At 70.2% G+C, this 23,392-nt stretch carries 24 protein-coding genes and 1 tRNA gene; 15 read left to right on the top strand and 10 right to left on the bottom strand.

The genetic code is table 11. The features are described 5' to 3' along the window. Positions 1 to 14: 14 nt before the first annotated feature. From H8F25_RS14070 to H8F25_RS14060, 3 genes are all read right to left on the bottom strand, one after another. A complete protein-coding gene (locus H8F25_RS14070) occupies positions 15 to 272 on the bottom strand; it encodes a cytochrome-c oxidase (protein WP_197210944.1) in 258 nt (85 codons plus the stop codon). A 255-nt stretch (positions 273 to 527) separates the two neighbouring features. Further along, positions 528 to 815 (bottom strand): DUF3181 family protein, encoded by a 288-nt coding sequence (locus H8F25_RS14065; RefSeq protein ID WP_197210943.1) that lies wholly within the window; start codon positions 813 to 815, stop codon positions 528 to 530. Continuing rightward, positions 812 to 1,087 (bottom strand): hypothetical protein, encoded by a 276-nt coding sequence (locus H8F25_RS14060; protein ID WP_197210942.1) that lies wholly within the window; start codon positions 1,085 to 1,087, stop codon positions 812 to 814. Before H8F25_RS14060 ends, H8F25_RS14065 begins: the two co-directional genes overlap by 4 nt. A gap of 171 nt (positions 1,088 to 1,258) precedes the next feature. Here H8F25_RS14060 and H8F25_RS14055 point away from each other — a divergent pair. The 7 genes from H8F25_RS14055 (at position 1,259) to leuD (ending at position 8,492) form a co-directional block, all read left to right on the top strand. Further along, positions 1,259 to 1,332: transfer RNA gene (locus tag H8F25_RS14055), tRNA-Arg, on the top strand. A 284-nt stretch (positions 1,333 to 1,616) separates the two neighbouring features. Further along, positions 1,617 to 2,894, top strand: a complete 1,278-nt coding sequence (gene glyA / locus H8F25_RS14050) for a serine hydroxymethyltransferase (protein WP_231596866.1) — start codon at positions 1,617 to 1,619, stop codon at positions 2,892 to 2,894. A gap of 59 nt (positions 2,895 to 2,953) precedes the next feature. Continuing rightward, on the top strand, positions 2,954 to 4,036 hold the full coding sequence (locus H8F25_RS14045) for a glycosyltransferase family 4 protein (RefSeq protein WP_197210941.1): 1,083 nt from the start codon (positions 2,954 to 2,956) through the stop codon (positions 4,034 to 4,036). Next, entirely contained in the window at positions 4,036 to 5,310 is a 1,275-nt protein-coding gene (locus H8F25_RS14040) for a competence/damage-inducible protein A (RefSeq protein WP_197210940.1), read from the top strand. The genes H8F25_RS14045 and H8F25_RS14040 overlap by 1 nt, the downstream gene beginning before the upstream one ends. A gap of 459 nt (positions 5,311 to 5,769) precedes the next feature. Beyond that, positions 5,770 to 6,009: a DUF2811 domain-containing protein gene (locus H8F25_RS14035; protein ID WP_231596865.1), complete on the top strand. Its 240-nt coding sequence runs from the start codon at positions 5,770 to 5,772 to the stop codon at positions 6,007 to 6,009. A gap of 312 nt (positions 6,010 to 6,321) precedes the next feature. Further along, entirely contained in the window at positions 6,322 to 7,839 is a 1,518-nt protein-coding gene (gene leuC / locus H8F25_RS14030; protein ID WP_231596864.1) for a 3-isopropylmalate dehydratase large subunit, read from the top strand. 32 nt (positions 7,840 to 7,871) lie between these two features. Continuing rightward, entirely contained in the window at positions 7,872 to 8,492 is a 621-nt protein-coding gene (gene leuD, locus H8F25_RS14025; protein WP_197210938.1) for a 3-isopropylmalate dehydratase small subunit, read from the top strand. Positions 8,493 to 8,495: 3 nt separating this feature from the next. Here the strand turns inward: leuD and H8F25_RS14020 are convergent, their stop codons facing one another. Beyond that, positions 8,496 to 11,273 carry a DUF3769 domain-containing protein gene (locus H8F25_RS14020; RefSeq protein WP_231596863.1) on the bottom strand — a complete coding sequence of 926 codons (2,778 nt, stop codon included), beginning with the start codon at positions 11,271 to 11,273 and terminating at the stop codon, positions 8,496 to 8,498. A 673-nt stretch (positions 11,274 to 11,946) separates the two neighbouring features. Next, positions 11,947 to 12,066 carry a photosystem II reaction center protein I gene (locus tag H8F25_RS14015; protein ID WP_006172424.1) on the bottom strand — a complete coding sequence of 40 codons (120 nt, stop codon included), beginning with the start codon at positions 12,064 to 12,066 and terminating at the stop codon, positions 11,947 to 11,949. Between the two features lie 217 nt (positions 12,067 to 12,283). On the opposite strand from H8F25_RS14015, the gene H8F25_RS14010 reads away from it, so the two are divergent. Then, entirely contained in the window at positions 12,284 to 15,649 is a 3,366-nt protein-coding gene (locus tag H8F25_RS14010) for a glycoside hydrolase family 38 C-terminal domain-containing protein (RefSeq protein ID WP_370525756.1), read from the top strand. A 95-nt stretch (positions 15,650 to 15,744) separates the two neighbouring features. Here the strand turns inward: H8F25_RS14010 and psbN are convergent, their stop codons facing one another. Next, positions 15,745 to 15,891, bottom strand: coding sequence for a photosystem II reaction center protein PsbN (gene psbN, locus H8F25_RS14005; RefSeq protein WP_197210936.1), 147 nt, complete (start codon positions 15,889 to 15,891; stop codon positions 15,745 to 15,747). A gap of 120 nt (positions 15,892 to 16,011) precedes the next feature. Here psbN and psbH point away from each other — a divergent pair, with 120 nt between their 5' ends. The 4 genes from psbH to H8F25_RS13985 are packed head-to-tail and all read left to right on the top strand — an operon-like array spanning position 16,012 to position 17,430. After that, a complete protein-coding gene (psbH, locus tag H8F25_RS14000) occupies positions 16,012 to 16,212 on the top strand; it encodes a photosystem II reaction center phosphoprotein PsbH (RefSeq protein ID WP_197210935.1) in 201 nt (66 codons plus the stop codon). 28 nt (positions 16,213 to 16,240) lie between these two features. After that, positions 16,241 to 16,540 (top strand): TatA/E family twin arginine-targeting protein translocase, encoded by a 300-nt coding sequence (locus tag H8F25_RS13995; RefSeq protein ID WP_197210934.1) that lies wholly within the window; start codon positions 16,241 to 16,243, stop codon positions 16,538 to 16,540. 18 nt (positions 16,541 to 16,558) lie between these two features. Next, positions 16,559 to 17,167 (top strand): aminoacyl-tRNA hydrolase, encoded by a 609-nt coding sequence (gene pth / locus H8F25_RS13990; protein WP_197210933.1) that lies wholly within the window; start codon positions 16,559 to 16,561, stop codon positions 17,165 to 17,167. 5 nt (positions 17,168 to 17,172) lie between these two features. Beyond that, entirely contained in the window at positions 17,173 to 17,430 is a 258-nt protein-coding gene (locus tag H8F25_RS13985) for a DUF3146 family protein (RefSeq protein ID WP_197210932.1), read from the top strand. On the opposite strand, the gene H8F25_RS13980 is transcribed toward H8F25_RS13985, so the two are convergent. The 4 genes from H8F25_RS13980 to rph all read right to left on the bottom strand — a co-directional run bounded on the left by H8F25_RS13980 (position 17,408) and on the right by rph (position 21,313). Beyond that, positions 17,408 to 17,908, bottom strand: coding sequence for a resolvase (locus tag H8F25_RS13980; RefSeq protein WP_231596862.1), 501 nt, complete (start codon positions 17,906 to 17,908; stop codon positions 17,408 to 17,410). The genes H8F25_RS13985 and H8F25_RS13980 overlap by 23 nt on opposite strands. Before the next feature lie 256 nt (positions 17,909 to 18,164). Then, a complete protein-coding gene (locus H8F25_RS13975) occupies positions 18,165 to 19,421 on the bottom strand; it encodes a DUF3084 domain-containing protein (protein ID WP_197210931.1) in 1,257 nt (418 codons plus the stop codon). A gap of 48 nt (positions 19,422 to 19,469) precedes the next feature. After that, positions 19,470 to 20,210: a global nitrogen regulator NtcA gene (ntcA, locus tag H8F25_RS13970; RefSeq protein ID WP_197210930.1), complete on the bottom strand. Its 741-nt coding sequence runs from the start codon at positions 20,208 to 20,210 to the stop codon at positions 19,470 to 19,472. A 281-nt stretch (positions 20,211 to 20,491) separates the two neighbouring features. Next, the gene (gene rph, locus H8F25_RS13965) at positions 20,492 to 21,313 is read right to left on the bottom strand and encodes a ribonuclease PH (protein ID WP_255518280.1); all 822 of its coding nucleotides are present in this window, start codon (positions 21,311 to 21,313) and stop codon (positions 20,492 to 20,494) included. A 233-nt stretch (positions 21,314 to 21,546) separates the two neighbouring features. Here rph and H8F25_RS13960 point away from each other — a divergent pair, with 233 nt between their 5' ends. The 3 genes from H8F25_RS13960 (at position 21,547) to H8F25_RS13950 (ending at position 23,273) form a co-directional block, all read left to right on the top strand. After that, complete coding sequence (locus H8F25_RS13960) at positions 21,547 to 22,179, top strand: cob(I)yrinic acid a,c-diamide adenosyltransferase (protein ID WP_197210929.1); 633 nt, start codon at positions 21,547 to 21,549, stop codon at positions 22,177 to 22,179. 106 nt (positions 22,180 to 22,285) lie between these two features. Then, the gene (gene dcd / locus H8F25_RS13955) at positions 22,286 to 22,879 is read left to right on the top strand and encodes a dCTP deaminase (RefSeq protein WP_197210928.1); all 594 of its coding nucleotides are present in this window, start codon (positions 22,286 to 22,288) and stop codon (positions 22,877 to 22,879) included. Positions 22,880 to 22,922: 43 nt separating this feature from the next. Next, complete coding sequence (locus tag H8F25_RS13950) at positions 22,923 to 23,273, top strand: YbjQ family protein (protein ID WP_197210927.1); 351 nt, start codon at positions 22,923 to 22,925, stop codon at positions 23,271 to 23,273. Positions 23,274 to 23,392 lie beyond the last annotated feature (119 nt).

Raw genomic sequence — 23,392 nt, 5'->3', positions numbered from 1 at the left:
GGCGAGGGTCGGCCTCAGCCCGGCCCCACCTCACGCTCCTCGCGCACCTGCAGCGGGATCTCCAGATGGGAGCGGCCCAGCATCTGGGGGCCATCGACCGAGTAGATGCGCGCCTCGATTCCGAAGTCTCGGAAGGCGTTCTCGAGCTCCTGGATCAGAGCCTTCTCCACCTGGGCCTCGGCATCCACAACCTTGCCGATCAGGCGACTGCCGAGTCGACCGATGCGCCGGCTCACCACCTCGCGGGCGTTGGTGACCTCGATGATCAGCACCCAGGCTCCGCTGCAGGCGTCACCCTATCGACAAGCCCCGGATCCGGGAAGGGAGCCGTCACAGCCCGGGGGGAAGCGGCCGACGGAAGCCGTGGGCAGGCGATGCCGGGACGACATCACAGAGGCCCGGCACGTCGACGGAGCGATCAGACCAGACCCGCCCTCTTCCGCAGGCCATGGTCCGAACCACTCCCGGGCAGCGGGATCGGAGCGAAGCAGGCACCCTGATCGGTCTGCCTGCGGCGCAGGGCCCCCTCAGGCGTAGGGCGCCAGCAGCTCCTCGAGATCACGCAGCTGCCCGGCCGGCACCAGGCGGGCCAGAGGCAGGCGTGTGGCGCCCCCCCCGATCGGCACCTGCACGGCCTCAAGCGACTGGCGGGCGCAGACGGATGCCCCCTGATCGAGTCGGCCGGCGCATTCGATCGCCAGTGTCCCAGCCAGCCCGGCGTCGCCGAGATAGAGATGCCAGCCGGCGATCTGCACGTACAGGCGATCGGCGATGGCTGTGGTGAGCTCCTCGAGGTCGCTGGCGGCGAGGGTCATGGCTGGGACTCCTGGGGTGGGCTGGCAGCGGCCTCCCCCGCCGGGCCGGGGCGCAGCCACACCACCACGCTGGCATGCACCAGCAGCACCAGCAGCCAGGCCAGGGTGAAGACCTTGAGGTGGGTCCAGGGGTGGCGCAGACCCTGCACCACCCACAGACCGCTGTTGAACGCGGCGAAGAGCATCGCGTGCAACGTCAGGTTCACGATGCGCTCGAAATGGCGGTAGGTGGGGTCGGCGGGGTCGGCGGGGCCGTACCAGCGGATCGGCATGACGGGAGACGAGGGGTGTGGGAAACGCCGTGGCGACGGCGACCGGGCGATGCACAGCAGCGTGGGGGCACTGGCGGCGCCGGCCCGCTGGATGCGGATCGACCCAGCCTGGTTGACGGAAGCCCCCCCTGTGCGGTGAGAATGCATGAGCGGTCGCGAAAGCGCCCACCTGCGCTTGTAGCTCAGCGGATTAGAGCATCTGACTACGGATCAGAGGGTCGGGAGTTCGAATCTCTCCAGGCGCGTTCCATCATCAGCCGTCCCCTGGGACGGCTTTTTTGTTGGCGGGAGCGGAGCAGCCACCAGGACGTCCCGGGACTCCGGATGACCGCGCGCAGCGGCGGCGAACGGGAGGACGCGTTGCCCGGGCCGCCCGGCTCCTGATCGTCGAGGATCGCGACGACCTCCGGCAGCGCGGCCGACCTGCCGGGACGGAACGACCGTGGCCGGCCAGCGCGCTGCGTTGCGGAAACGCGCTGGGACGCGAGGTGGCGAATCCCTACGATCGGAAGACCCTTAACCAGCTGTCATGACGGATCCGATCAACGCCCCCCTGAGCAGCGGTGATCCGGCCGTCGCCGCCCTGATCGGCAAGGAGCTCGCGCGGCAGCAGAGCCACCTGGAGCTGATCGCCTCCGAGAACTTCGCCTCCCGCGCCGTGATGGAGGCCCAGGGCTCGGTGCTGACCAACAAGTACGCCGAGGGCCTGCCCCACAAGCGCTACTACGGCGGCTGCGAGCACGTCGACGCGATCGAGGAACTGGCGATCGAGCGGGCGAAGCAGCTGTTCGGCGCCGCCTGGGCCAACGTGCAGCCCCACAGCGGTGCCCAGGCCAACTTCGCCGTCTTCCTGGCGCTGCTGCAGCCCGGCGACACGATCCTGGGCATGGACCTCAGCCACGGCGGCCATCTCACCCACGGCTCGCCGGTCAACGTCAGCGGCAAGTGGTTCAAGGTCGTCCAGTACGGCGTCGACCCCGAGACCCAGCGGCTCAACTTCGACACGATCCGCCAGCTGGCTCTGGAGCACCGCCCCAAGCTGATCATCTGCGGCTACTCCGCCTATCCGCGCACGATCGACTTCGCCGCCTTCCGCGCCATCGCCGATGAGGTGGGCGCCTACCTGCTGGCCGACATGGCCCACATCGCCGGCCTGGTGGCCGCCGGCGTGCACCCCAACCCCCTTCCCCACTGCCATGTGGTGACCACCACCACCCACAAGACCCTGCGCGGTCCCCGCGGCGGCCTGATCCTCTGCAATGACGCCGAGTTCGGAAGACAGTTCGACAAGGCCGTGTTCCCCGGCACCCAGGGCGGCCCGCTGGAGCATGTGATCGCCGCCAAGGCGGTGGCCTTCGGCGAGGCGCTGCAGCCCTCCTTCCGGGCCTACAGCCAGCAGGTGGTGACCAACGCCCAGGCCCTGGCGACCCGCATCCGCGAACGCGGCATCGATGTGGTCAGCGGCGGCACCGACAACCACCTGGTGTTGCTCGATCTGCGCTCGATCGGCATGACCGGCAAGGTGGCCGACCTGCTGGTGAGCGATGTGAACATCACCGCCAACAAGAACACGGTTCCGTTCGATCCCCAGTCCCCCTTCGTCACCAGCGGCCTGCGGCTCGGCACCGCCGCCCTCACCACCCGCGGCTTCGATGCAGCCGCCTTCCGTGAGGTGGCCGACGTGATCGCCGACCGGCTGCTCAACCCGGAGGATGCCGCCATCGAGCAACGGTGCCGCGACCGGGTGGCCGCGCTGTGCGAGCGCTTCCCGCTCTATGCCGGCGAGCGTCAACTGCAGAACGCCTGAACGCGACACGTCACCCGTAACCTGACGGCCACACCACCGCCGCCCGCCGCCGCGACCCTGTGACGTTCGCCACCAGCCCCAACGCGGCGGCCCTGTTCACCCTGGGCGGAGCGGCCATTCTGACCGCCCTGATCGTCCCGATCGTGCGGCGTCTCGGATTGCGCTGGGATCTGGTGGACACCCCGGATCCCCGCAAGCAGCACACCCGTCCGATGGTGCGCCTCGGCGGGGTGGGCATCGTGATCGGCTTCAGCCTCGCTCTCACCCTCACCTGGCTGCTGGGTGGCTTCGCCGATCTGCCTCCCGACAAGGACCAGCTGATCTGGACCACCCTGGCCGGCGCCCTCTGCTTCTTCGTGATCGGCCTCGCCGATGATCTCTTCGCCCTGCCGCCGCTGCCGCGGCTGCTGGGTCAGCTGCTGGTGGCGATCGCCGTCTGGGGGGAAGGGGTGCGCATCGGCTCGATCGAACTGCCCTTCGGCCTGTTCGGCAGCGCTCCCTATCTGGTGCTGCCCGATGGCTTCAGCCTGCTCGCCACGGTGATCTGGCTGGTGGGCATCACCAATGCGATCAACTGGCTCGACGGCCTCGACGGCCTGGCCGCCGGGGTCAGTGGGATCGCCGCCGTCGGGCTTCTGTCGGTGAGCTTCAGCCTGCATCAGCCCGCCGCCGGCCTGCTGGCCGCGGCCCTGGCGGGGGCCTGCCTCGGCTTCCTGCGCCACAACTTCAATCCCGCCCGCATCTTCATGGGCGACGGTGGCTCCTATTTCCTCGGCTTCGCCCTGGCGGCGATCAGCATCGTCGGCCCGGCCAAGGGACTCACCAGCGTCAGCCTGCTGCTGCCGATTCTGATCCTGTCCCTGCCACTGGCCGACATGTCGGCAGTGATCATGGGTCGCCTCAGCGAGGGCCGCTCCCCCTTCTATCCAGACCGCCGCCACCTGCATCACCGCCTGCTGCGGGCCGGCCTCAGCCACCGCCGCACCGTGGTGCTGATCTACGCCTTCACCCAGTGGCTGGCGGCCCTGGCGCTGGTGGTGGCCAACGCCGAACTCCGCTTCCTCTGGCTGGCGCTCGCCACGGCGGTGCTGGTCGGCGTGGTGGTGCTGGCCCGGCGCCAGATGCAGCAGGAGCGGAGCTGATGCTTCCCTCTCCGGCCGGACCAACGCCGTCCACCGGGGCAGAGATCCTCTGTGTCGGCACCGAGCTGCTGCTCGGCAACATCCTCAATGGCAACGCCCGCTGGCTGGCCGAGCAGCTGGCGAGCCTGGGGGTGCCCCACCATCGCCAGACGGTGGTGGGCGACAACCGGGAGCGCCTCATCCAGGCCGTCCGCGAAGCAGCCGACCGCTGCCGGCTGCTGATCACCACCGGCGGCCTGGGCCCCACCCCCGATGACCTGACCACCGAGGCGATCGCCGCCGCCTTCGACACCCCTCTCGAAGAGCACCCCGACGCCTGGGCGGACATCCAGGCGAAGCTGGCCCAGCGGGGCCGCACGCCCTCCAGCTCCGTGAGACGCCAGGCGCTGATTCCCCGTGGCGCCGCGCTGCTGCCCAACCCCACCGGCACCGCCCCCGGCGTGATCTGGACGCCCCGGCCGGGCTTCACCGTGATGACCTTCCCGGGGGTTCCCAGCGAGATGCAGGCGATGTGGCGGCAGAGCGCCGTTCCCTGGCTGGGGGAGGGGGGTCTCTCGGAGGGGGTGTTCGCCAGCCGCATGCTGCGCTTCTGGGGTGTGGCCGAATCGGCCCTGGCCGAGCAGGTGGAGGACCTGCTGGCCCTCGAGAACCCCACCGTGGCGCCCTATGCCGGCGGCGGTGAGGTGAAGCTGCGCCTCACCGCCCGGGCGGAGGATGAAGATGCCGCCAAGGCCCTGCTGGCCCCGGTGGAAGCGGAGCTGCGGGCGCGCACGGGCCCCCTCTGCTACGGGGCCGACGACGACAGCCTGGCCTCGGTGGTGCTGCAGGCCCTGCGCCGCCGCGGCGAGACCCTGGCGGTGGCCGAGTCCTGCACCGGCGGCGGCCTCGGTGCCGCCCTGGCCGCCGTGCCCGGAGCCTCGGAGGTCTTCCTCGGGGGCGTGATCGCCTACGCCAACAGTGTCAAGCAGAGCCTGCTGGGTGTGCCGGCCGACCTGCTCGAGCGCCATGGGGCTGTCAGCGATCCGGTCGCCTGTGCGATGGCGGAAGGGGCCCGGCGGATCTGCGGCAGCAGCTGGGCCCTGGCGGTCACCGGCATCGCCGGCCCCGGGGGCGGCAGCGACAGCAAACCGGTGGGGCTGGTGCATCTCGCCCTGGCCGGCCCCGATGGCACCTGGAGCGAGGCGATCCGCTTCGGATCCAGCCGCGGCCGGGCCTGGATTCAGACCCTCACCGTGGGCGAGGCCCTCGACCGGTTGCGGCGCAGGCTGGCGTAGGGGTCGGCATCAGGCGCCAGCAACCGCTCGCGACACACCCATCGGCCAACCCCGGCGTGGACAGTCGCTGCTGCAGGGGCGACCGGATGACAAGGGTTGATCGGCATTCCTGCAGAGGGGCAGGGGAACGATCACCAATGCTGAGCGTTGAGTTTTTCCCCAGGCCCCCAGGCGTTTTCCCCCATCCAGGGCAGGTTTTCCCCAGATCGGGATCCTGTGGAGCCGGATTGGAGCGCCCGGAAGGTGGGCTTCTGGGGAAATCGGTCTCTCCCCTTGACCGCAGGCGGTGGACCGCTCTGCCGCCGCCAGGCGGGCGACCGGGGGGGCGCGCAGGCCAGTGCTGACGGGAGATCGCAACGCGAGAGCGGCGCGACGGCCGGGTGGGAGACCGCGGCTGGGCACCTTTGACGTGGACCGCCCTGCCGTGGGGTGATGGATGGGTCCAGCGATCCACGCCGTATGAGCCAGACCCCGGAGACCGCCCCCGCCACCGTGAGCATCGAAAACCAGATGCCGGAGGATCTGTTCGACGCCATGCGGGAGTTCATCCGGCTGCACCCCCAGTGGGACCAGTACCGCCTGATGCAGGCCGCCCTGGCGGGCTTCCTGTTCCAGCACGGCTGCCGTGAGCGGTCGGTGGCGCGCCACTACCTCGATGGCCTGTTCCAGCGCCCCGCCAGTCAGGTCCTGCGCCCCTGACGATCCTCCGGCCACCGCTCCCCACAGACACCACTCCAGCGCCATGGCCGAACGTCACCGCCTGGTCCCCGAGGCCACACCAACAACCCAGGGGATCTCTCCTGGGTGCCTCTCGAGGCGCTGGCCGACCTGACGGTGCATGTGCGCAGCGCGTCGGTGCAGATGGCTGAACCCTCGCCGGCGCCACTGTGGTGCTCACCCAATAGACCCGCCTGAGTGCCGAGCGTCTGGAGCATGCCCCTGGCCTGAATCGAGCGCCGGTGACTCGGCAGCGAACTCTTAGGGTGACCCCTTCCTGTGGCGGTATTCACGGTGAGCTCCGGCACCCTCTACGACAAGGTCTGGGACCTGCACCACGTCGCCGAGCTGCCCGGTGGCGCCACCCAGCTGTTCATCGGCCTGCATCTGATCCATGAGGTGACCAGCCCCCAGGCCTTCGCCGCCCTGAAGGATCTGGGCCTGGGCGTGCGCCATCCGGAGCGCACCGTGGCGACGGTGGATCACATCGTGCCCACCACCAGCCAGGCTCGCCCGTTTGCCGATCCCCTGGCCGAGGAGATGCTGGCGACGCTCGAGGCCAACTGCGCCGCCCACGGCATCCATCTGCACGGCCTCGGCAGCGGCAACCAGGGGATCGTCCACGTGATCGCCCCGGAGCTGGGGCTCACCCAGCCGGGGATGACCGTGGCCTGCGGTGACTCCCACACCTCCACCCACGGCGCCTTCGGCGCGATCGCCTTCGGCATCGGCACCAGCCAGGTGCGCGATGTGCTCGCCAGCCAGAGCCTGGCGATGGGCAAACTGAAGGTGCGTCGCCTCTGGGTGGAGGGTCGACTGCAGCCCGGCGTCTACGCCAAGGATCTGGTGCTGCACATCATCCGCACCCTCGGGGTGAAGGGCGGCGTGGGCTACGCCTATGAGTTCGCCGGCCCGGCGATTGATGCGCTCTCGATGGAGGAGCGCATGACCCTCTGCAACATGGCGATCGAGGGGGGCGCCCGCTGCGGCTACGTGAACCCGGACCAGGTGACCTTCGACTACCTGAAGGGGCGGCCCTGTGCTCCCAGCGGAGAGGCCTGGGAGCGGGCCGTGGCCTGGTGGAGCGCGCTGGCGAGCGGCCCCGATGCCGTGTTCGACGACGAGGTGCGCTTCGATGCCGACGCCATCGCGCCGACGATCACCTGGGGCATCACCCCCGGGCAGGGCATCGGTGTGAATGAAACCGTCCCCACCCTGGAGCAGACCGACCCGGATGAGCGGCCGATCGCCGAGGAGGCCTACCGCTACATGGACCTGCAGCCCGGCACTCCGATCGAAGGGACACCCGTGGATGTCTGCTTCATCGGCAGCTGCACCAACGGCCGTCTCTCCGATCTGCAGGCGGCGGCGGCCGTGGCCCGGGGCCGCCACGTGGCGCCCGGCATCAAGGCCTTCGTGGTGCCCGGCAGCGAACAGGTGGCCGCGGCCGCGGAGGCTGAGGGTCTCGACAAGGTGTTTCTCGAAGCCGGCTTCGAGTGGCGCCAGCCGGGTTGCTCCATGTGCCTGGCCATGAACCCGGATCGACTCGAGGGCCGCCAGATCAGTGCCAGCTCCAGCAACCGCAACTTCAAGGGCCGGCAGGGTTCCGCCAGCGGCCGCACCCTGCTGATGAGCCCGGCGATGGTGGCGGCCGCAGCCGTCCGGGGCCGCGTCACCGATGTGCGCGAGCTGATCGCTCAGGCTGAGACCTCTCTTCTCGCCCCTGCGTCGTTCCGGCCCGGGACGACACCGCGGGGAGCGTCCATCCATCCGCTGGCGGCATTGCCGCACCGCCAGCGCCGTCCTCACTGATTTCACCCATCCCTTCGCCGCCCACCCACCCGATGGCCAGCAGCAGCCCCTTCCCCTCCGGAGCGATCACCAGCGTCAGGGGCACCACCGTGGTGGTGCGCGGCGATGACATCGACACCGACCGGATCATTCCGGCCCGCTTTCTCAAATGCGTCACCTTCGAGGCCCTCGGTCCGGCGGTCTTCGCCGACGATCGCGCCGAACTGGGGGGTGACCATCCCTTCGATCGCCCCGAGCATCGGGAGGCGACGATCCTGCTGGTGAATCGCAACTTCGGCTGCGGCTCCAGCCGCGAGCACGCGCCGCAGGCCCTGATGCGCTGGGGCATCCGCGCCGTCGTGGGCGAGAGCTTCGCCGAGATCTTCCACGGCAACTGCCTGGCCCTGGGCATCCCCTGCCTGGTGGCCGACCACGAGACGATGCTTGCAGTTCAGGACGCTGCGACCGCCGCCCCTGCCGAGCCCTTCACCCTGGACGTGGCCTCGGCGGTCCTCCGCGGGGCCGGCCAGCAGTGGAGCCTGGAGCTGGCCAGCGGCCCGCGCCAGATGCTGGTGAGCGGCCAGTGGGATGCCACCGGCCAGCTGCTCGCCCACGACGATGCCCTGAAGCAGACCGCCACCCGGTTGCCCTACCTGCATCAGTTCGCCGCCTGAGACTCAGAAGGGTCGATCCAGCACGGCAGCGGCCGGATTGAGGGGAACAAAGGGCACCCCGGGCCCATTGAAGTTGAAGTCGTTGAGCTTGATGCGCACGCCACCGATGCCCTGATAGGGGCTGTAGAAAACCCCGACCTCATAGGCACGCCGCTGCCAACGCAGCTCGACATAAGACGCCGTGACGTCTCCGTAGAACTCGGATGACGGGCTGACATTGAAGCCGATGCCGCCGCTGAACACCAGCGGCCCGACGAGTTGCTGCGTCAGACCGATTCCAAGCGTGCCCAGATCGACCGCCTGATCAAAGCCGAAGGGGCTGAGACCCTGCCTCAGCGTTCCACTGCCCGTGATCGTCAGACGGGTGTAGTCGAGGAAGGGGCGCACGAAGTGGCCCAGAGTGAGCGTGGGCCCGCCGGAGAGAGTGATGGTGTTCTGGTTGGTCCCATCTCCGAAATACGCGGCGGTGCCCAGCAGGTTGGCATCGAGAGTCAGACCGGGCCGGATCGGCGTCGCGCTGTTCATCAGACCCGCCAGGGGTGTCGGCGGCGCCGGCTTGCCTCGCCACAGAGCCAGGGAGGCATTCAGGGAGCCCACGGCGTTTCCACGCCAGAGCCGTGCCAGATCAATGCTGTCAACGGGATTGGCCTGATAGTTCCCCACACCGACACGCCAGTAGTAGCTGCTCGAGAGGGCTCCCAAGTCGGGGAACGAGCCGTTCTTGTCAAGCGAGACGCCATAGGCCGTGTAGACGTCCTGCTCCCCAAGAGAACCGTTCCAGGTCCGGAAGCGATAAGCCCCGAACAGTCGGAACAGGCTCGAACCCAGCAGCGGGAGGTCGACGACACGATCAAGGGTGCCGGAACTGCGGGTGCCGTCCGGGATGTTTTCCGGGTTGAAGGTGGACATCTCCAGTCGGGCGTTGGCGCCGAAACCGACGATGGGGCCTGAGAGCCGTGCATCCAGACCAAACAGATCGCTGGTGGTGGCTGGCTGGGTGACGGGGGGGGCTGCGACCGACTGACCCGGCAGTGGGTAGGAGTCAGTGCTGCTGTCGATCGCGCGCTCCGCCAGGAACTGGGGCTGCAGGGTCAGTCGGACACTGTCACCCAGCTTCACGGGAATCTTGTAGCCGAAGAAATAGCCATCGCGGTCCTCCTCGTCATAGCCGAACACCCAGCGATTCTCAATCTCCTCCTCCTTGCTGATCGTGGCCGTACGCTGCACTGCGATCGGCAGACGGTCCTCAAGCCGCAGGCGATTCTTGGCGGCCTTGATCTCCGTATCGCCATTCGGCAGCAATGTGGCGACCACATCCGTGGAGTCCATCCACACCTGGGCTGGTGTGAACGGATCGTTGGAAAAGCCCACCCGATCCCCGCTCAGGGTGGTGGGGGTGAAACGCAGCAGGCGTGCCTGAATCCGCCAGCGGCTGATGGAGCCACGCACCAGCTGGCGGCCGTTCTGAGTGTTGAGATCCGGCAGCTGGCCGGGCCGGATGCCACCGAACTGACTGGCAGTGTCTGTTAGGGCCGGCTCGTCCGAGACCCCACGGCGTCGTTCAGCGACGAGACTCTGCTGGAACTGCACATCGCGCACGCGCTGATCGATGCGGGCAATCGCTTCTCGCCGCAGCCGTTCCTGCTCCCGGGCACGGGCCCAGAGGTTGCCGGAAGAGGCGGCTGAGGCCTGACGGGCTCGCGGGACTGCGGGCGGCGGCGGCGGGGTGCCCAGACGCTGGGGCCCCATCGTGACCACCTCCAGCTGCTGCGACAGCCCACTCGGCCGCTCCTGACCAGGGGGTGGCGCGCCGGGACAGCCCTGGGGCGGCGGCAGCTCCAGCGGCGGCACGAAGGGCGGTGTCTGCCCCCAGCGGTAGCGCAGACCAACCAGATAGGCATTGCTGCCCTCACTCACACCGCTGTACAGGCCGTAGGCACCGGAGCGGTGGTGGATGCGGCCCACCGCCGACCACTGGGGCGACACCAGGGCCTCGACCTCGAAGGCCAGGTAATTGAGGAAAGTGGTGTAGTTCTCGCGAAAGGTGCGCTCATAGTTGCTGTTCTGACTCAGCAGGCTGACGCCTTCCACGAAATAGATGTTCAGCCAGGGCTGCAGCCACAGGCGGGCACCCAGGCCCACCGTCATGTCTGCGAAGGTCTGGGAAGGGGTATCGGCGTTGGGAACCGCCTGATTGAAGGGGCCGCCAGGCTGGCGGTCGGCCCGGTGGCCGAGGAGATTGGCGTCGAGCTCCAGGGCGAAGGGGCCGGCATCGAACAGGCGACGCTGCAGGCCGAGCCCCACCAGATACTCCGGCCGCAGACGTCCCTTGAAGATGAAGGTGTCGCCGAAGTTGGCGGCGAACATCTGACCCGCCCAGGTGGTCACGGCCCAGGGGTAGGGATGCCACTGGGGCGGTGGGGGCAGCGCCGGCGGACAGCTGATCGCCTCCGGCGGCGGCAGGGGCGTCGTGGGTTCCTGGCTGAGATCGAGGTCGGTGGCGGAGCCATCCAGGTCGAGAACGCCGTAGGCGTCCTGCATCTCGCCACGGCCCTCCAGCAGGCTGTAGCGCAGGCGGCTGGCCTGGAGGTATTGCTGTCCGCGCTGAAAGCGCACGCGGCCGAACGCATAGAGCGTGCGCGACTCGGTGTCGATCTCAAGCCGATCAGCCATCAGGCGAGCGCCGGCCACCAGGGCGGTGACATTGCCGGTGCTGACGAAGCGGCGCAGCTGGGCGTCATAGCCCTGGCGATCGGCGCGCAGTTCAAGGTCCAGGGGCACCCCCGGCGCCACAACGGGAGGTCGTGACTCCGGAGGAGGCGCCGCGACCGCGGCGTCGGAAAGAACCGTCGCGGGGTCCGCCGCTGGAAGAGGGGGTGCCGGAGGCGCCGCTGCATCGGGGGCGGGAAGGCCGACGGGCGCCTGGAGCGGCAGGGGTTCGACCTGCGAGGCGGACGGGAGGCCGGCCAGGGCCGCGGCCGAGCCCGATGCAGCCGAAGCCGCACGGGGATTCGGAGGTGCAGCCCCATCGCCGGGAGCGTTCATTGCCTCGACACCGGACGGTGCGAGCACAGTGAGGGGCGGAGCCGCACCGCCTGGAAGCTCCGGGGCCGCAGCTCGGGGGTCGAGCGCGGGGAGCGCAAGCACGGGATTCACCCACGCCAGGCCGAATCCGGCGGCCGCCACAGCCCCTGGAACAGTCCGTCGGGGAAAGGGCACAGGAAGCCGGGCGTGGGAGCGAATCGCTGGGATCCTGCCACGCGCTCGCTGATCAGGGGGGAGCCAAGGGCCGGTTCGGGGGACCGGATCGGCCCGCCCAAAATGCGCGCGTCAGGAACAGGGAGGATGCAGCGTCGTCAGGGGCGGCAGACCCTGCCGCTCAGCCGATCACAGCAAGGGCGCCCTGATGGCCGCTGGCCACCAGGGCGCCCGGATCACGTCCGCGCGAGGACGTTCAATCCTCGAGGTCCTTGCGGCTGGGGGTACGGCTCGGATCGCTGGCCAGGAAGCCGAAGACGAAGATCCCGATGAAAAAGAAAACGACCGAATAAACCGAGATCTTGAGAGCGAGCATGACTGTCCGGCGGTTGGCAGGAAGTGGCGGAGAGCGGCCATGGCCCTCAGGGATCCCGACGGGACCCCGGGCGGGTGACCCGTTCGCGGAGGAGCGGGTCCGGGCTGGCCGATGACAACCGCAGCATCCTATGGGTCTTGAATAGCCGAGCCGCTGCGGGGGCGGCCAGGATCGCCCCTGTGAGGTTCGGATTGAAACGTTTCATTCACGTTCCCCGTTGCTGACCCGCCTCGACCTCCAGCCCCTCTGGCAGCCCCAGCCGCCGCGGCAGGACGGCGCCAGTGCCCTGGAGACTCCCTGGGGCCGCCTGCACAGGCCCGACTGGGCGGCGCGGGGGCTGATCATCTGGCCCCGGGGCGCTCAGCTGCTGCGGTTGCGCTGGCGGCTGGAACGGCCGGAGGAGTGGCGCGAGCTCGCCGGCAGCGCCGTGGCACGCCTGTGCCTCCGCTGGTGGGCCGAGGCCGCCGAGCTGATCGTCGATGGGGTCTGCGTGCACCGCGGCGACCTGTTCGACACCGCCTGCCGCTGGCCCCTGCCACCGCGCTGGTGGCAGGGCGAGCCCCTGGAGCTGGAGCTGCGGCTGACCAGCCCCCTCCATGACGACGGTGCTCTGATCCACAGCCGCCTGGAGCTGGAGCCCGACGATCCGGCCGATCCCCACGGCCTGCTCCGCCCGGTGGTGGCCGAGCTGGAGGATCTGCGGCGCGAGCGGGGGCTGTCACCAGGCCCCGGCGGTGGCTCGGTGCGGCTGCTGGGCCATGCCCACCTCGATCTGGCCTGGCTGTGGCCGGTGGCCGACACCTGGCAGGCGGCGGAGCGCACCTTCCGCTCAGTCCTGGAGCTGATGGAGCGCTGGCCGGAGCTGCGCTTCGGCCACTCCACCCCGGCGCTCTACGCCTGGCTGGAGCGGCATCGACCGGCCCTCTTCGCGCGTATCCGCACGGCGATGCGCCAGGGGCGCTGGGAACCCCTCAATGGCCCCTGGGTGGAAAGCGACTGCCAGCTGATCGAGACGCCTTCGTTGCTGCGGCAGTTCCAGCTGGGCCAGGGGTACAGCCGCCGCGCCTTTCCGGAGTGGCGCCACGAGCTGGCCTGGCTGCCCGACAGCTTCGGCTTCGCCGCCGGCCTCCCGGCGGTCGCCAGCGGCACGGGCGTGCGCTGGTTCTGCACCCACAAGCTGGCCTGGAACGCCACCCATCCCTTCCCCCATCGGCTGTTCCGCTGGCGCAGCCGCTGCGGCGCCGAGCTCCTGGCCCTGATGACCGCGCCGATCGGCACCGACGGCGACCCGGTGGCGATCGAGAGCCAGCGCCTGACGTGGCAGCGGATCAGCGGCGTGGGGGAACTGCTGTGGCTGCCGGGGGTGGGGGATCACGGCGGCGGACCCACCGCCGAGATGCTCGCGCAGCTGGCGCTCTGGCAGCGGCAGCCGGCGATGGCGCCGCTGCAGCACGGCACCCTGCGCGAACACCTGGCGCAGCTGGAGCCACTGGTTCCGCGGCTGCCGGTCTGGCGCGATGAGCTGTATCTGGAGCTGCACCGCGGCTGCGCCACCAGCCGCCCCGACCAGAAACGTCACAACCGCACCCTGGAGCGCCTGTTGCGGGAAGCCGAGCTGGCCCGGGCGCTGCTGCGGAGCATGGGCATCGCCGACCCCCTGGCGGCACGGAGCGAAACCCGGCCGTGCAGCGACGCTTCTGCCGGAGCGCCACAACGGCTCCCGGAACCACAGGCGGTGGGCGCTCACGACGCCAGCGCGGCCCAAGGGAGGGAAGCCATGGCTGCGGATGACCTGTCCCGCGGAGTCGAGATACCGCGACGCCCCTCCCTATCCGGCGAGCAGCATCGTCGTCACAGCGCCGCGGTGGCGCCGGTCGACTGGCGGCCGCTGCTGTTCCAGCAGTTCCACGACATCCTGCCGGGCACCTCGATCCCGGAGGTGTTCGAGCAGGCGGAACCGGAGTGGCGGGCGGCGCGACGGCAGGCCCGACGCCAGCGCGATCTGGCCCTTCTCGCCGGACTGGAGGCGCAGGCGGACTGGCCCGCAGCGGAGCCGGGGCCAGCCGTCGAGTCCCTGCACCCCAGCGATGATCACCAGAGTCCGCCGCGACCAGGAGCGGCAAGGCTCCCCACCTCAGAGGGATGGTGGGTGGCCCAGCTGCACCCCCTGGCAGCGGCGCCGCGCTGCCGTCGCCTGCCCGCAGGACTCTGGCGGCTGGCCAGCGGCCCCAGGAGCGGCAGGGCTCTGAAGGGCCAGCCCGCCCGAGAGGGGGGCGTCTGGGTGCAGCTGCCGCTGGAGGCCGGCGTCTCTGCCCTGGCCCTGCGGCGCTCGCGCGCGGCGGCAGGCGAGGTGGCGGCCCCCCTGCCGATCGAAGGGCCGGTGACCCTCACCGCGGAAGGAGAGGGGTGCTGGCGACTGGGCAATGGCCTGGTGAGCGCCCGCTGCGGAGCCGAGGGCGTGGAGCAGCTGTGGGACGCCACGGGCCGGGCGTTGCTCGGCGCCCCGCTGCGCTGGTGCCGTTGGCGCGATCAGGGCGAATTCTGGGATGCCTGGGACCTGGCTCCCGATCATCGCGACCATCCGCTCGCATGGAACTGGCAGCCGGGCCCGACCGTGCAGGCCGACGGCCCCCTGTGCGCCGAGCTGGTCTGGCGGGGACGGTGCGGCGGGAGCCATCTGCGGCTGAGCCTGCGCCTGCTGGCGGGCAGCCCCGCCCTCGAACTGATGCTGAGCGTGCGGTGGCGGCAGCGCCATGAGCTGCTGCAGCTGGAGATTCCCCTGGCGGCCCCCCAGCCCCGCTGGGCGGCGGATTGCACCGGTGGCGTGCTCGAGCGCCCGGCGGAGCCGCGCACACCGCGGGAGCAGGCCCGCTGGGAGGTCACGGCCCTGAGCTGGATCGCCGCCCCGGAGCTGGCGGTGCTGCTCGATGGTCCTCAGGGGGTCTCGGCTGGAGCGGAGCGGCTGACGGTTTCCCTGCTGCGGGCTCCCACCTGGCCTGATCCGGGCGCCGACAACGGCTGGCAGCGCCAGCGCCTGGCCCTGATGCCCGCTTCGGGCGGCTGGAGACAGGCCGGGGTGCCCAAGGAGGCGAGGCGACTGCGCGAGCCGCTGTGGCTGCGACCGGCCCACCCTCCGGAGGAGCGCACGGCCGAGCAGAGCACGGAGGCCAAGACAGCCTGCAGAACCAGGAGCGCCGGGGCGCAGGCAGCGTCCGTGCCCCCGCCAAGACCCGAGGCGTCGATGCAACCAGCGCTTACGTCACGCCGGCGAGGCGCCTGGCCGGGATTCCCGGCGTTGGAGGCCGACCTGCGCCTCGTGGGCCTGCGTGCAGCCGGGCCGATGGCCGGGGTGGAGCCCATGGCGCTGCTCTCGCAGCCGCAGGAGGAACCGGCGGCGCTGATCCTCACCGTGCAGAACGAGGGCCCCTGCCGTCACCGGCTGCGGCTGCCCGCTCCCTGGCGGGTGCTGCAGCGGGTCGACGCACTGGATCAGCCGACGCCGGAGCCGACCGGCGCTGATCCGCTGCTCATCCGCCCGTGGGAGCTCTGCTGCTGGCGGATCGTCTGTGAGCCAGAAGCCTGACCACAGCCAGCCCTGGAGCGGAGTGGGCAGGGGAGACCTGATACAGAACCCCGACCGCTTTGGCGCCCTGGAGCAGGCAGGGCCTGAAGCCAGCTTCAGTCGTCGTGGTCGTCGAAGGGGTCGGTGAGACCCCGCGACGGGGGCCCGAAGGCGGTGTAGATCCCGAAACCGGTCAGAGCCAGCAGCACCACCAGCACCGCAATCGCCACGGACAGGGCCGGAGAGGTGCTGGAGGGATCCATGGGGTACGGGGGGGGGGAAAGGCAGCGGGAGCGTCACAACTCTCGACAGGCCCAACGAAGGGGCCGCCGAGGCTCGTACACTACCGGCCACGACCTCCAGCCTGAGAGCTTCGATCGGCCATGGCTCAACGCACCCGCCTGGGAGACATCCTGCGTCCGCTGAACTCCGAGTACGGCAAGGTGGTCCCGGGCTGGGGCACCACCCCGGTGATGGGCGTGTTCATGGCGCTGTTCCTGGTGTTCCTGTTGGTGATCCTGCAGCTGTACAACAAGTCGCTGCTTCTCGAAGGCATCAACGTCAACTGGAACGGCATCGGCTGATTCCGCCCGCGGCGGCACCCTCTCTCCCATGAACGTCTTCGGTATCGGCCTGCCGGAAATGGCGGTGATCGCCGCCATCGCTCTGCTTGTGTTCGGCCCCAAGCGCCTGCCCGAACTGGGCAAGACCCTGGGACGCACCCTCAAGGGCCTCCAGTCCGCCTCCCAGGGTTTCGAAGAGCAGTTCCGCACCGCTCTGGACGCCACGCCGGAGTCCTCTCAGTCGCAGGCAGCCGCCACCACAACCGCTGCCGCCGAAGTCGGGACAGCCACCGTCGCCAACTCGGCAGCGACCGAAGCCTCGTCCCCCAGCGGCGCCTCAGCCAGCTGAGCTCCTGTCTGGCCACGCTTGGATCTGCAACTGCTCGTCGGCCTGGGGAATCCCGGCGATCGCTATAGCGACACCCGCCACAACGTCGGCTTTCTCGCCCTCGATCGTCTCGTGGAGCACGAACGTGGCAGCTACCGCCAGCAGGGCCGGCTGCATGGGCTGCTCGCCGACGTCGGCAGCGGCGCCCGGCGTGTGCGACTGCTCAAGCCCCAGACCTACATGAACGACAGCGGCCGCTCGATCCGTGCCGCTCTCGACTGGTTCGGCCTCACCCCCCAGCAGCTCCTGGTGATCGTCGACGACATGGATCTGCCCTTCGGCCGGTTGCGCCTGCGGGCCTCGGGCAGTGCCGGGGGCCACAACGGTCTGCGCAGCACCATCGCCCATCTGGGGACGGAGGCCTTCGCACGGCTGCGGATCGGCATCGGTGCCCCGGCCGGAGACCCCAGCCAGCGGCGCGAGCGCACCGTGTCCCACGTGCTGGGACGGTTCAACGCCGAGGAGCGGCCGATCCTGGATCAGGTGCTCGACGAGGTGCTCACGGGCGTGGATCTGATCCGCCGTCAGGGCCTCGAGCGGGCCGGCAACCGGCTGAACGGTTTCCGGATCAGCGAGCAGGCATCCTGAAGGGCATGGCCCGGCTGCCGACCACCCATGCCCAGCTGCGCGTGCTGCGCCGCAGCTTCCGCCCGGCGGTGCTGGAGGGAGAGGTGATCGCCGGCGGGTTCCAGTGGAGCTTCTGCTGGGCCTTTGACCGGGGCGAGCTGCGCGTGGAGCCCTCGCTGGGGCGGGCCCTGATCCAGGACGCCCTGCTTCGCTTCCTGCTGCGCGCCGACTATCAGCTCGAACCCGGTGGCGACTACGCCTTCACCGTGCGGGCGAAGTTCTGATCGGAGGCAGCCCATCAGCCTCGCAACGCTCGAGCGGATGGCCCAGATACCGCTCCAGCAGCAGTTGGGCCACCACGTCATCCCAGTCGCGCGGGGGCTGCCGCAGCCCCGCCGGCAGCAGGCGACGCCAGCCCCGAGGCGGTTCGAGCTGCCAGAAGCGTTCTCGGGCGGCCAGCGTCGTGCCCCGTTCCTCCACCAGACAGACCGGCAGCAACGGGGTCAGGCGCGCCTGCCAGGCCTGCGAACCGGTGCCATCCCCGAGCACCACCGCCACCAGCCCGTCCTGCCTTCGCCAGCGCTGCAGCTCCTGCCAGGCCGCCTCCGGCGGCAGCACCCGGGCCACACGGATACGGCGGCGTTGCGGATCGCTCAGCACCAGACCGCACTTGCTGCGTCCAGGATCCAGGCCGGCCAGCGGCCCCTCGGAGGGGATCGCGGCGCCGGGATCGCGGCGGGGAGTGAAGGCGGCGGGAACCATGAGCCTGAGCTGGCGACGCAACGAAGGACGGCAGACCCGCCACCCTGGGGGCCGCGGCACACGGATCGATCCTGACTGTCCCGTGGGGCAGCGGCAGCCGCTGACCTGCATCGACCATCCGAGTCCGCAGGGCACCTCCACCGCAGGCACACGCCCCCACAAGCCATTGCCACGGGCGAGCGCGAAGCCACCCGAGTGTGCGCCGCCCGGAGCGTTGTCACGGCCACGCCAGCGGCCGCGACCCGCCGCCAGACGGTCACTGCGATCGCTGAGGCCTGCCGTCACCCCCGGCACGAAGCCCCACCCAGCGCAGCTCGACGACGATCGGATCCGGGGTGTCCGCATCCACGCGGGCCACGGCCTCGAGGTTGGCCTCCTGGCCGACGGGGCGTTCGGCCAGCGCACGGCCCAGCTCGTTGAAGTCGTTCACATCGAACTGAAGGCCATCCACCAGGGTCCCCTGGCGCTGCACCTTGGCGAAGGCGGCGGCCAGCAGCAGGTTGAGGCGGCTGCGCACCAGCTCCGCCCCACGCTCATCGCCGTCGAGGGTGGTGCGGGCGAGCACCTCGCCCTGGCGCGTCACCTGACGGTTGGGGCGCAGCTCGGCGAAGGCGAGCACCCGCTGTTCCCCGCGCAGCACATTGCTGGCGGAGAGGATGCTCACCACCCAGGTGCCGCGCTGGGCCAGCAGCGACGAGAGCCGGTTGATGTCGTTGCGGGGCACCAGCAGGATCTGGCGATCCGGCTTCTGCCCAGGCAGCAGCCGCTGGAAGGCGACGAGGTTGGCCTGCTGGAGCAGCGCGTCGATCACCTCGCGGGCCTGACCGGCCCGCTCCAGGCGGACCTTCGCTGTCGCCAGGGGCTGACCGCTGGCGATGACGACATCGCCGCGCCGCAGGGCGATGACATTGTTCTCGAGCTGCTTGAGCTCCTGCTCACCGGCGGCGATGCGCTGGCGCACCCGCTGCAGCTCGGCCTCATTGCGGCGGATCTCGGCGTCGCGGCCGCGCACCTCACGGCTGAGGCGGCTGCGCTCGCTCTCCAGACGTGCCCGCTGGCGCTGCAGGGGCTGCAGCTCCTGGCGCAGGCTGGCCACGCGACTGGTGGCCTGGGCGAGCTGCCGCTCGGCGCTCCGCTGGCTGGCCAGGGCCTGCTGACGACCGCTCACAGCCTGGCGGCGCCCCTGCTCGGCGCGTGAGAGCTCCGCCTGACTGCGGCGCAGGTCCGCACTGCTGCGCTCGAGGGCCATGCGGCTCTGATGCAGACGCTCCTGCAGCTGGTCGAGCTCGAACAGCCCCACCCGCAGCCGCTCGCTCACCAGCAGCATCAGCCCGAGCGAGACGGCACTGATCAGGGCGCCGGTGAGAGCGGTGATCACGACGGCGGTGTTCTTCGGCCGCAGCCCCAGGAGGCTGAGCCGGGCCTTGCCCACCGTGCTGCCCAGCCTGTCGCCGAGGGTGGAGAGGACACCGCCCAGCACGAGCAACGCCAGGATCAGCAGCCAGCCGGACACACCCTCCTCCAGGAACGCCCCAGTATCCCTGCCGGCCCCGGAGGGGCTTCAGCTGAACCGTTTCGCCAGAGCGATGGGGTCGAACACTGTGATCTTCTTGCGGTCGATCTGCAGCAGGCCCTCGTTGCGCAGATCTCCCAGCAGGCGGGTGATCGTGACGCGGGTGGAGCCGATCGCCTCGGCGATGGCCTGGTGGGAGAGGCGCAGATCAATGGTGATGCCCTCGCTGCTCGGGACGCCGAAATCGCGGCAGAGCACCAACAGGAAGCTCACCAGCCGCGAACTCATGTCGCGGTGGGTGAGCGTCTCGATCATCGTTTCGGTCTGCAGGATGCGCGAGGAGAGGCCCTGCAGCAGCAGCAGGCCGACGCTGGCGTCCTGCTCGATGGCGCGCCGCACCGAGGTGGCGGGAGCGGTGATCATCTCGACCCGCGTGAAGGCGATCGCGTGATAGAAGCGATCCGATCGCTGGCCGGTGAGCAGCGATAACACTCCGAACAGACTGTTCTCACGCAGCAGAGCCACAGTGATCTCCTCGCCCGATTCGTAGACGCGCGACAGGCGGACGGCGCCACGACGCAACAGGTAGACCCGCTCAGCGGGATCACCGGGGAAGAAGATCGTCTTGCCCCGCTCCACCGATTCGACACTGCTGCCCGCAAGGGAGCGGATCACCTCCGCGAGGGTGGTGCTCGGAGGCGGCGCGCCGGGGGCGGTGAGACCGGCCCCAGGGGTGCCCGTGGAAGGAGTATTGGCGTAGCGGCTGAACCCGCGGGTGGCGCCGACCATCGGCAGGGCTTGAAGTGATCGGAAGCTACGGATCGTTCCGCCCATGCCTTGTAGCAACCCACACGGTTTGCCGCCGAGGCAGCAGCGGCGACAACCCGCACGACGGTGGAAGCGCCAGCCAGGACGGCGCAGGCCACCTGAACGCCTGCTGCCGACGCGCCCTCCTGGCTCTGGCGACGGGAGTGCCGGGCACCAGCCTCGATGCCGGCCACCGGCAGTGACCCGACAGGTGAATCCCGGGCGCCAGGGCCTCCGGGGCCTGGGGAGGGGGTATGCCCGCCTCAGGCAGCCGGCGCCGCCTCGGTGAGCGCCCGGCGCTGCAGCTCCTGCAGCCGGGCGATGCCGACACCGGCCAGATCCAGCAGGGCGTCGAGCTGGCCTCGGCTGAACGGGGCGCCCTCCGCGGTGCCCTGGATCTCCAGCAGACGCTGCTCTCCGTCCATCACCACGTTGAGATCCACGTCGGCGCGGCTGTCCTCGCTGTAGTCCAGATCCAGCAGGGGCTGGCCCTCGACCAACCCCACCGAGATGGCGGCCACCTGCTGACGCAGGGGGGAGGCGCTGAGCACGCCCCGGCGCTGCAGACGCTCGAGCGCGGCGGCCACCGCCAGCCAGGCGCCCGTGATCGCGGCGGTGCGGGTGCCGGCGTCGGCCTGGAGCACGTCGCAGTCCACCAGGAGGCTTCGCTCTCCGAGGGCCGCGAGATCGAGGCTGGCCCGCAGGCTGCGGCCGATCAGGCGCTGGATCTCCTGGGTGCGACCGGAGAGCTTCATCAGCTCGCGCGGCTGGCGGCTGGGGGTGGAGGCCGGCAGCAGCCGGTATTCGGCGCTGAGCCAGCCGCTGCCGGAGCCCCGCCGCCAACGGGGCAGATCCTCCTCCAGACACACGCTGCAGAGCACCCGGGTGCGGCCGGTCTCGATCGTCAGCGAGCTGAGCGCGAACCCCATCGGATCCCAGACGATGCGCACCGGCCGCTGGTCATCGGCAGCACGGCCGTCCCGGCGTGGACCGGGGGCCTCGGCCGTGGTGGCAGGCCCCTCGCCTGCGACGTCGCTGCTGGATTCAGGCCAGGGCGGCGAGACCGGCGGAACGGACGGGATCAAGGACAGACGGGGCGGCTGCAGGCAGGCTAGGCCGCCGCGGTGGTACGTCTGTTTGCGCCACCGGTGGTGTGCAGAGCCTGTCCCTGCCGCTACATTCAGGTTCAGCGGCACCCCGGCCGCTCTCCCCGGCGCGGCGCAGCCAGCCGCCCGCCGGGGACGCTTCGGCGCCCGCGGCCCTCCCGGCACAGGACCCACCCACGGCCGCCTGCCCCAGGCTCCGACCGCTTCCCCGAATGACCGTCAGCCTCCCTGCCCACCGTCAGCCCTCCCGCCCCTCCGGTCACGGCCGCGGCGAGGTGCACAACCAGGGCAGCGGAGCACCCCGGCTCACCGGTCTGCCGACGCCGACGCCCGTGCAGCTGGTGCCCCAGCCCGAGGGTCTGCTGCAGATCCACACCGCGCCGTTCCGCGGCAGCATGGCGGCGGTGTTCAGCCAGGCCCTGCGCACGGCCGGCCTGGGCAGCCGCGTGCTGGTGAGCCAGTTCCTGCGGGGAGGTGTGGAACAGGGGGTGGCCGGCAGCCTCAGCCTCTGCGGACGCCTGCAATGGCTGCGGCCGGCCACGCCCCTCTGCATCGAGGAGCCCCTGGATCAGGCCGGCGACAGGGAGGCGGCGACCGCGGCCCTCGAAGCGGTGCAGGAGGTCTGGAGCTACAGCCGCGAGCGGCTGGTGGAGGGCAGCATCGACCTGCTGGTGCTCGACGAACTGGGCCTGGCGATCCAGCTGGGCTACCTCGAGGCCGCTGAGGTCACGGCCAGCCTGGAGCGGCGTCCCGCCCATCTCGATGTGATCATCACCGGACCGGCGATGCCCGCCGAACTGATGGCGATGGCCGATCAGGTCACCCAGCTGCGCCGCTGCGCCTGAGCAACAGGTTCCCCTCCGGCGGGTCGACACCGGAACAGCCCTCTAGGGTGATCCCCACGCCTATGGCAGAGGGGCGGCGACCGGCGTCCCTCACACCGCCTTCCCCATGCTCAAGAACGACCGCTGGATCAACGAGCAGGCCGCCGCCGGCATGCTGGATCCCTTCCAGCCCACCCTGGTCCGGCACCTGGAACCCGAGACGGCCGGCTCACCGGTGCTCAGCTACGGCTGCTCCTCCTACGGCTACGACCTGCGACTCTCGGCGAAGGAGTTCCTGATCTTCCGCCATGTGCCGGGCACGGTGATGAACCCGAAGCGGTTCAACCCCGCCAATCTCGAGCCGGCGCCGCTGCACCGGGACGAGGACGGCGCCTACTTCATCCTGCCGGCCCACTCCTACGGGCTGGGTGTGGCTTTGGAGCGCATGAAGGTGCCGGCCAACATCACCGTCATCTGCCTGGGCAAGAGCACCTACGCCCGGCTGGGGATCATCGTCAACACCACCCCGGCTGAAGCCAGCTGGGAGGGGCATCTCACCCTGGAGTTCAGCAACTCGAGCGGCGCCGACTGCCGCATCTATGCCAACGAAGGCATCTGTCAGCTCCTGTTCTTCGAAGGCGATCCCTGCGACACCACCTACCAGGATCGGGCCGGCAAGTATCAGCACCAGCCCGAGCGCGTGACGCTGGCCAAGGTGTGAGCCGTACCCTCCGTCACGGATGTCCATCTGAGCCAGTGCCCTGATGTCACGCCCGCCGATCCCGGTCACCACCACCTTTGAATTGCCTGGTTTCCGCATCCTCGAATGCAGGGGAGTTGTGCGGGGCATCGTCGTGCGCTCACCGACGTTGCTGCAGGGTTTCCTGGGCGGCCTGAAGACGATGATCGGCGGCCGCATCGGCGCTTACACCGCCATGTGCGAGCAGACCCGCCAGCAGGCCTTCGACGAGATGCTTCAGCACGCCACAGGGCTGGGAGCCAACGCGATCGTCGGCATGCGCTACGACGGCTCAACGATCGAGACGGGAGCCAGCGGCGCCACCGAAGTGCTCTGCTACGGCACGGCAGTGGTGGTAGAGCCGCTGAACGCCTGAAGAGTGCAGCTGGAGCCCAACCATTGAAAGGGCCCCTTCCAGGGCCCCACGGGTCATTTGGGTGACAAGGCTGACCTCACCCCGTCTCCGTTAAGAGTGTCAGGCAGCCACAGGGGCGG

It is taken from the genome of Synechococcus sp. CBW1004 (assembly GCF_015840715.1).
Taxonomy (GTDB): Bacteria; Cyanobacteriota; Cyanobacteriia; order PCC-6307; family Cyanobiaceae; genus Cyanobium.
The sequence above is the reverse complement of the archived record's forward strand: the minus strand, read 5'-3'. Positions and strand labels throughout refer to the sequence as shown.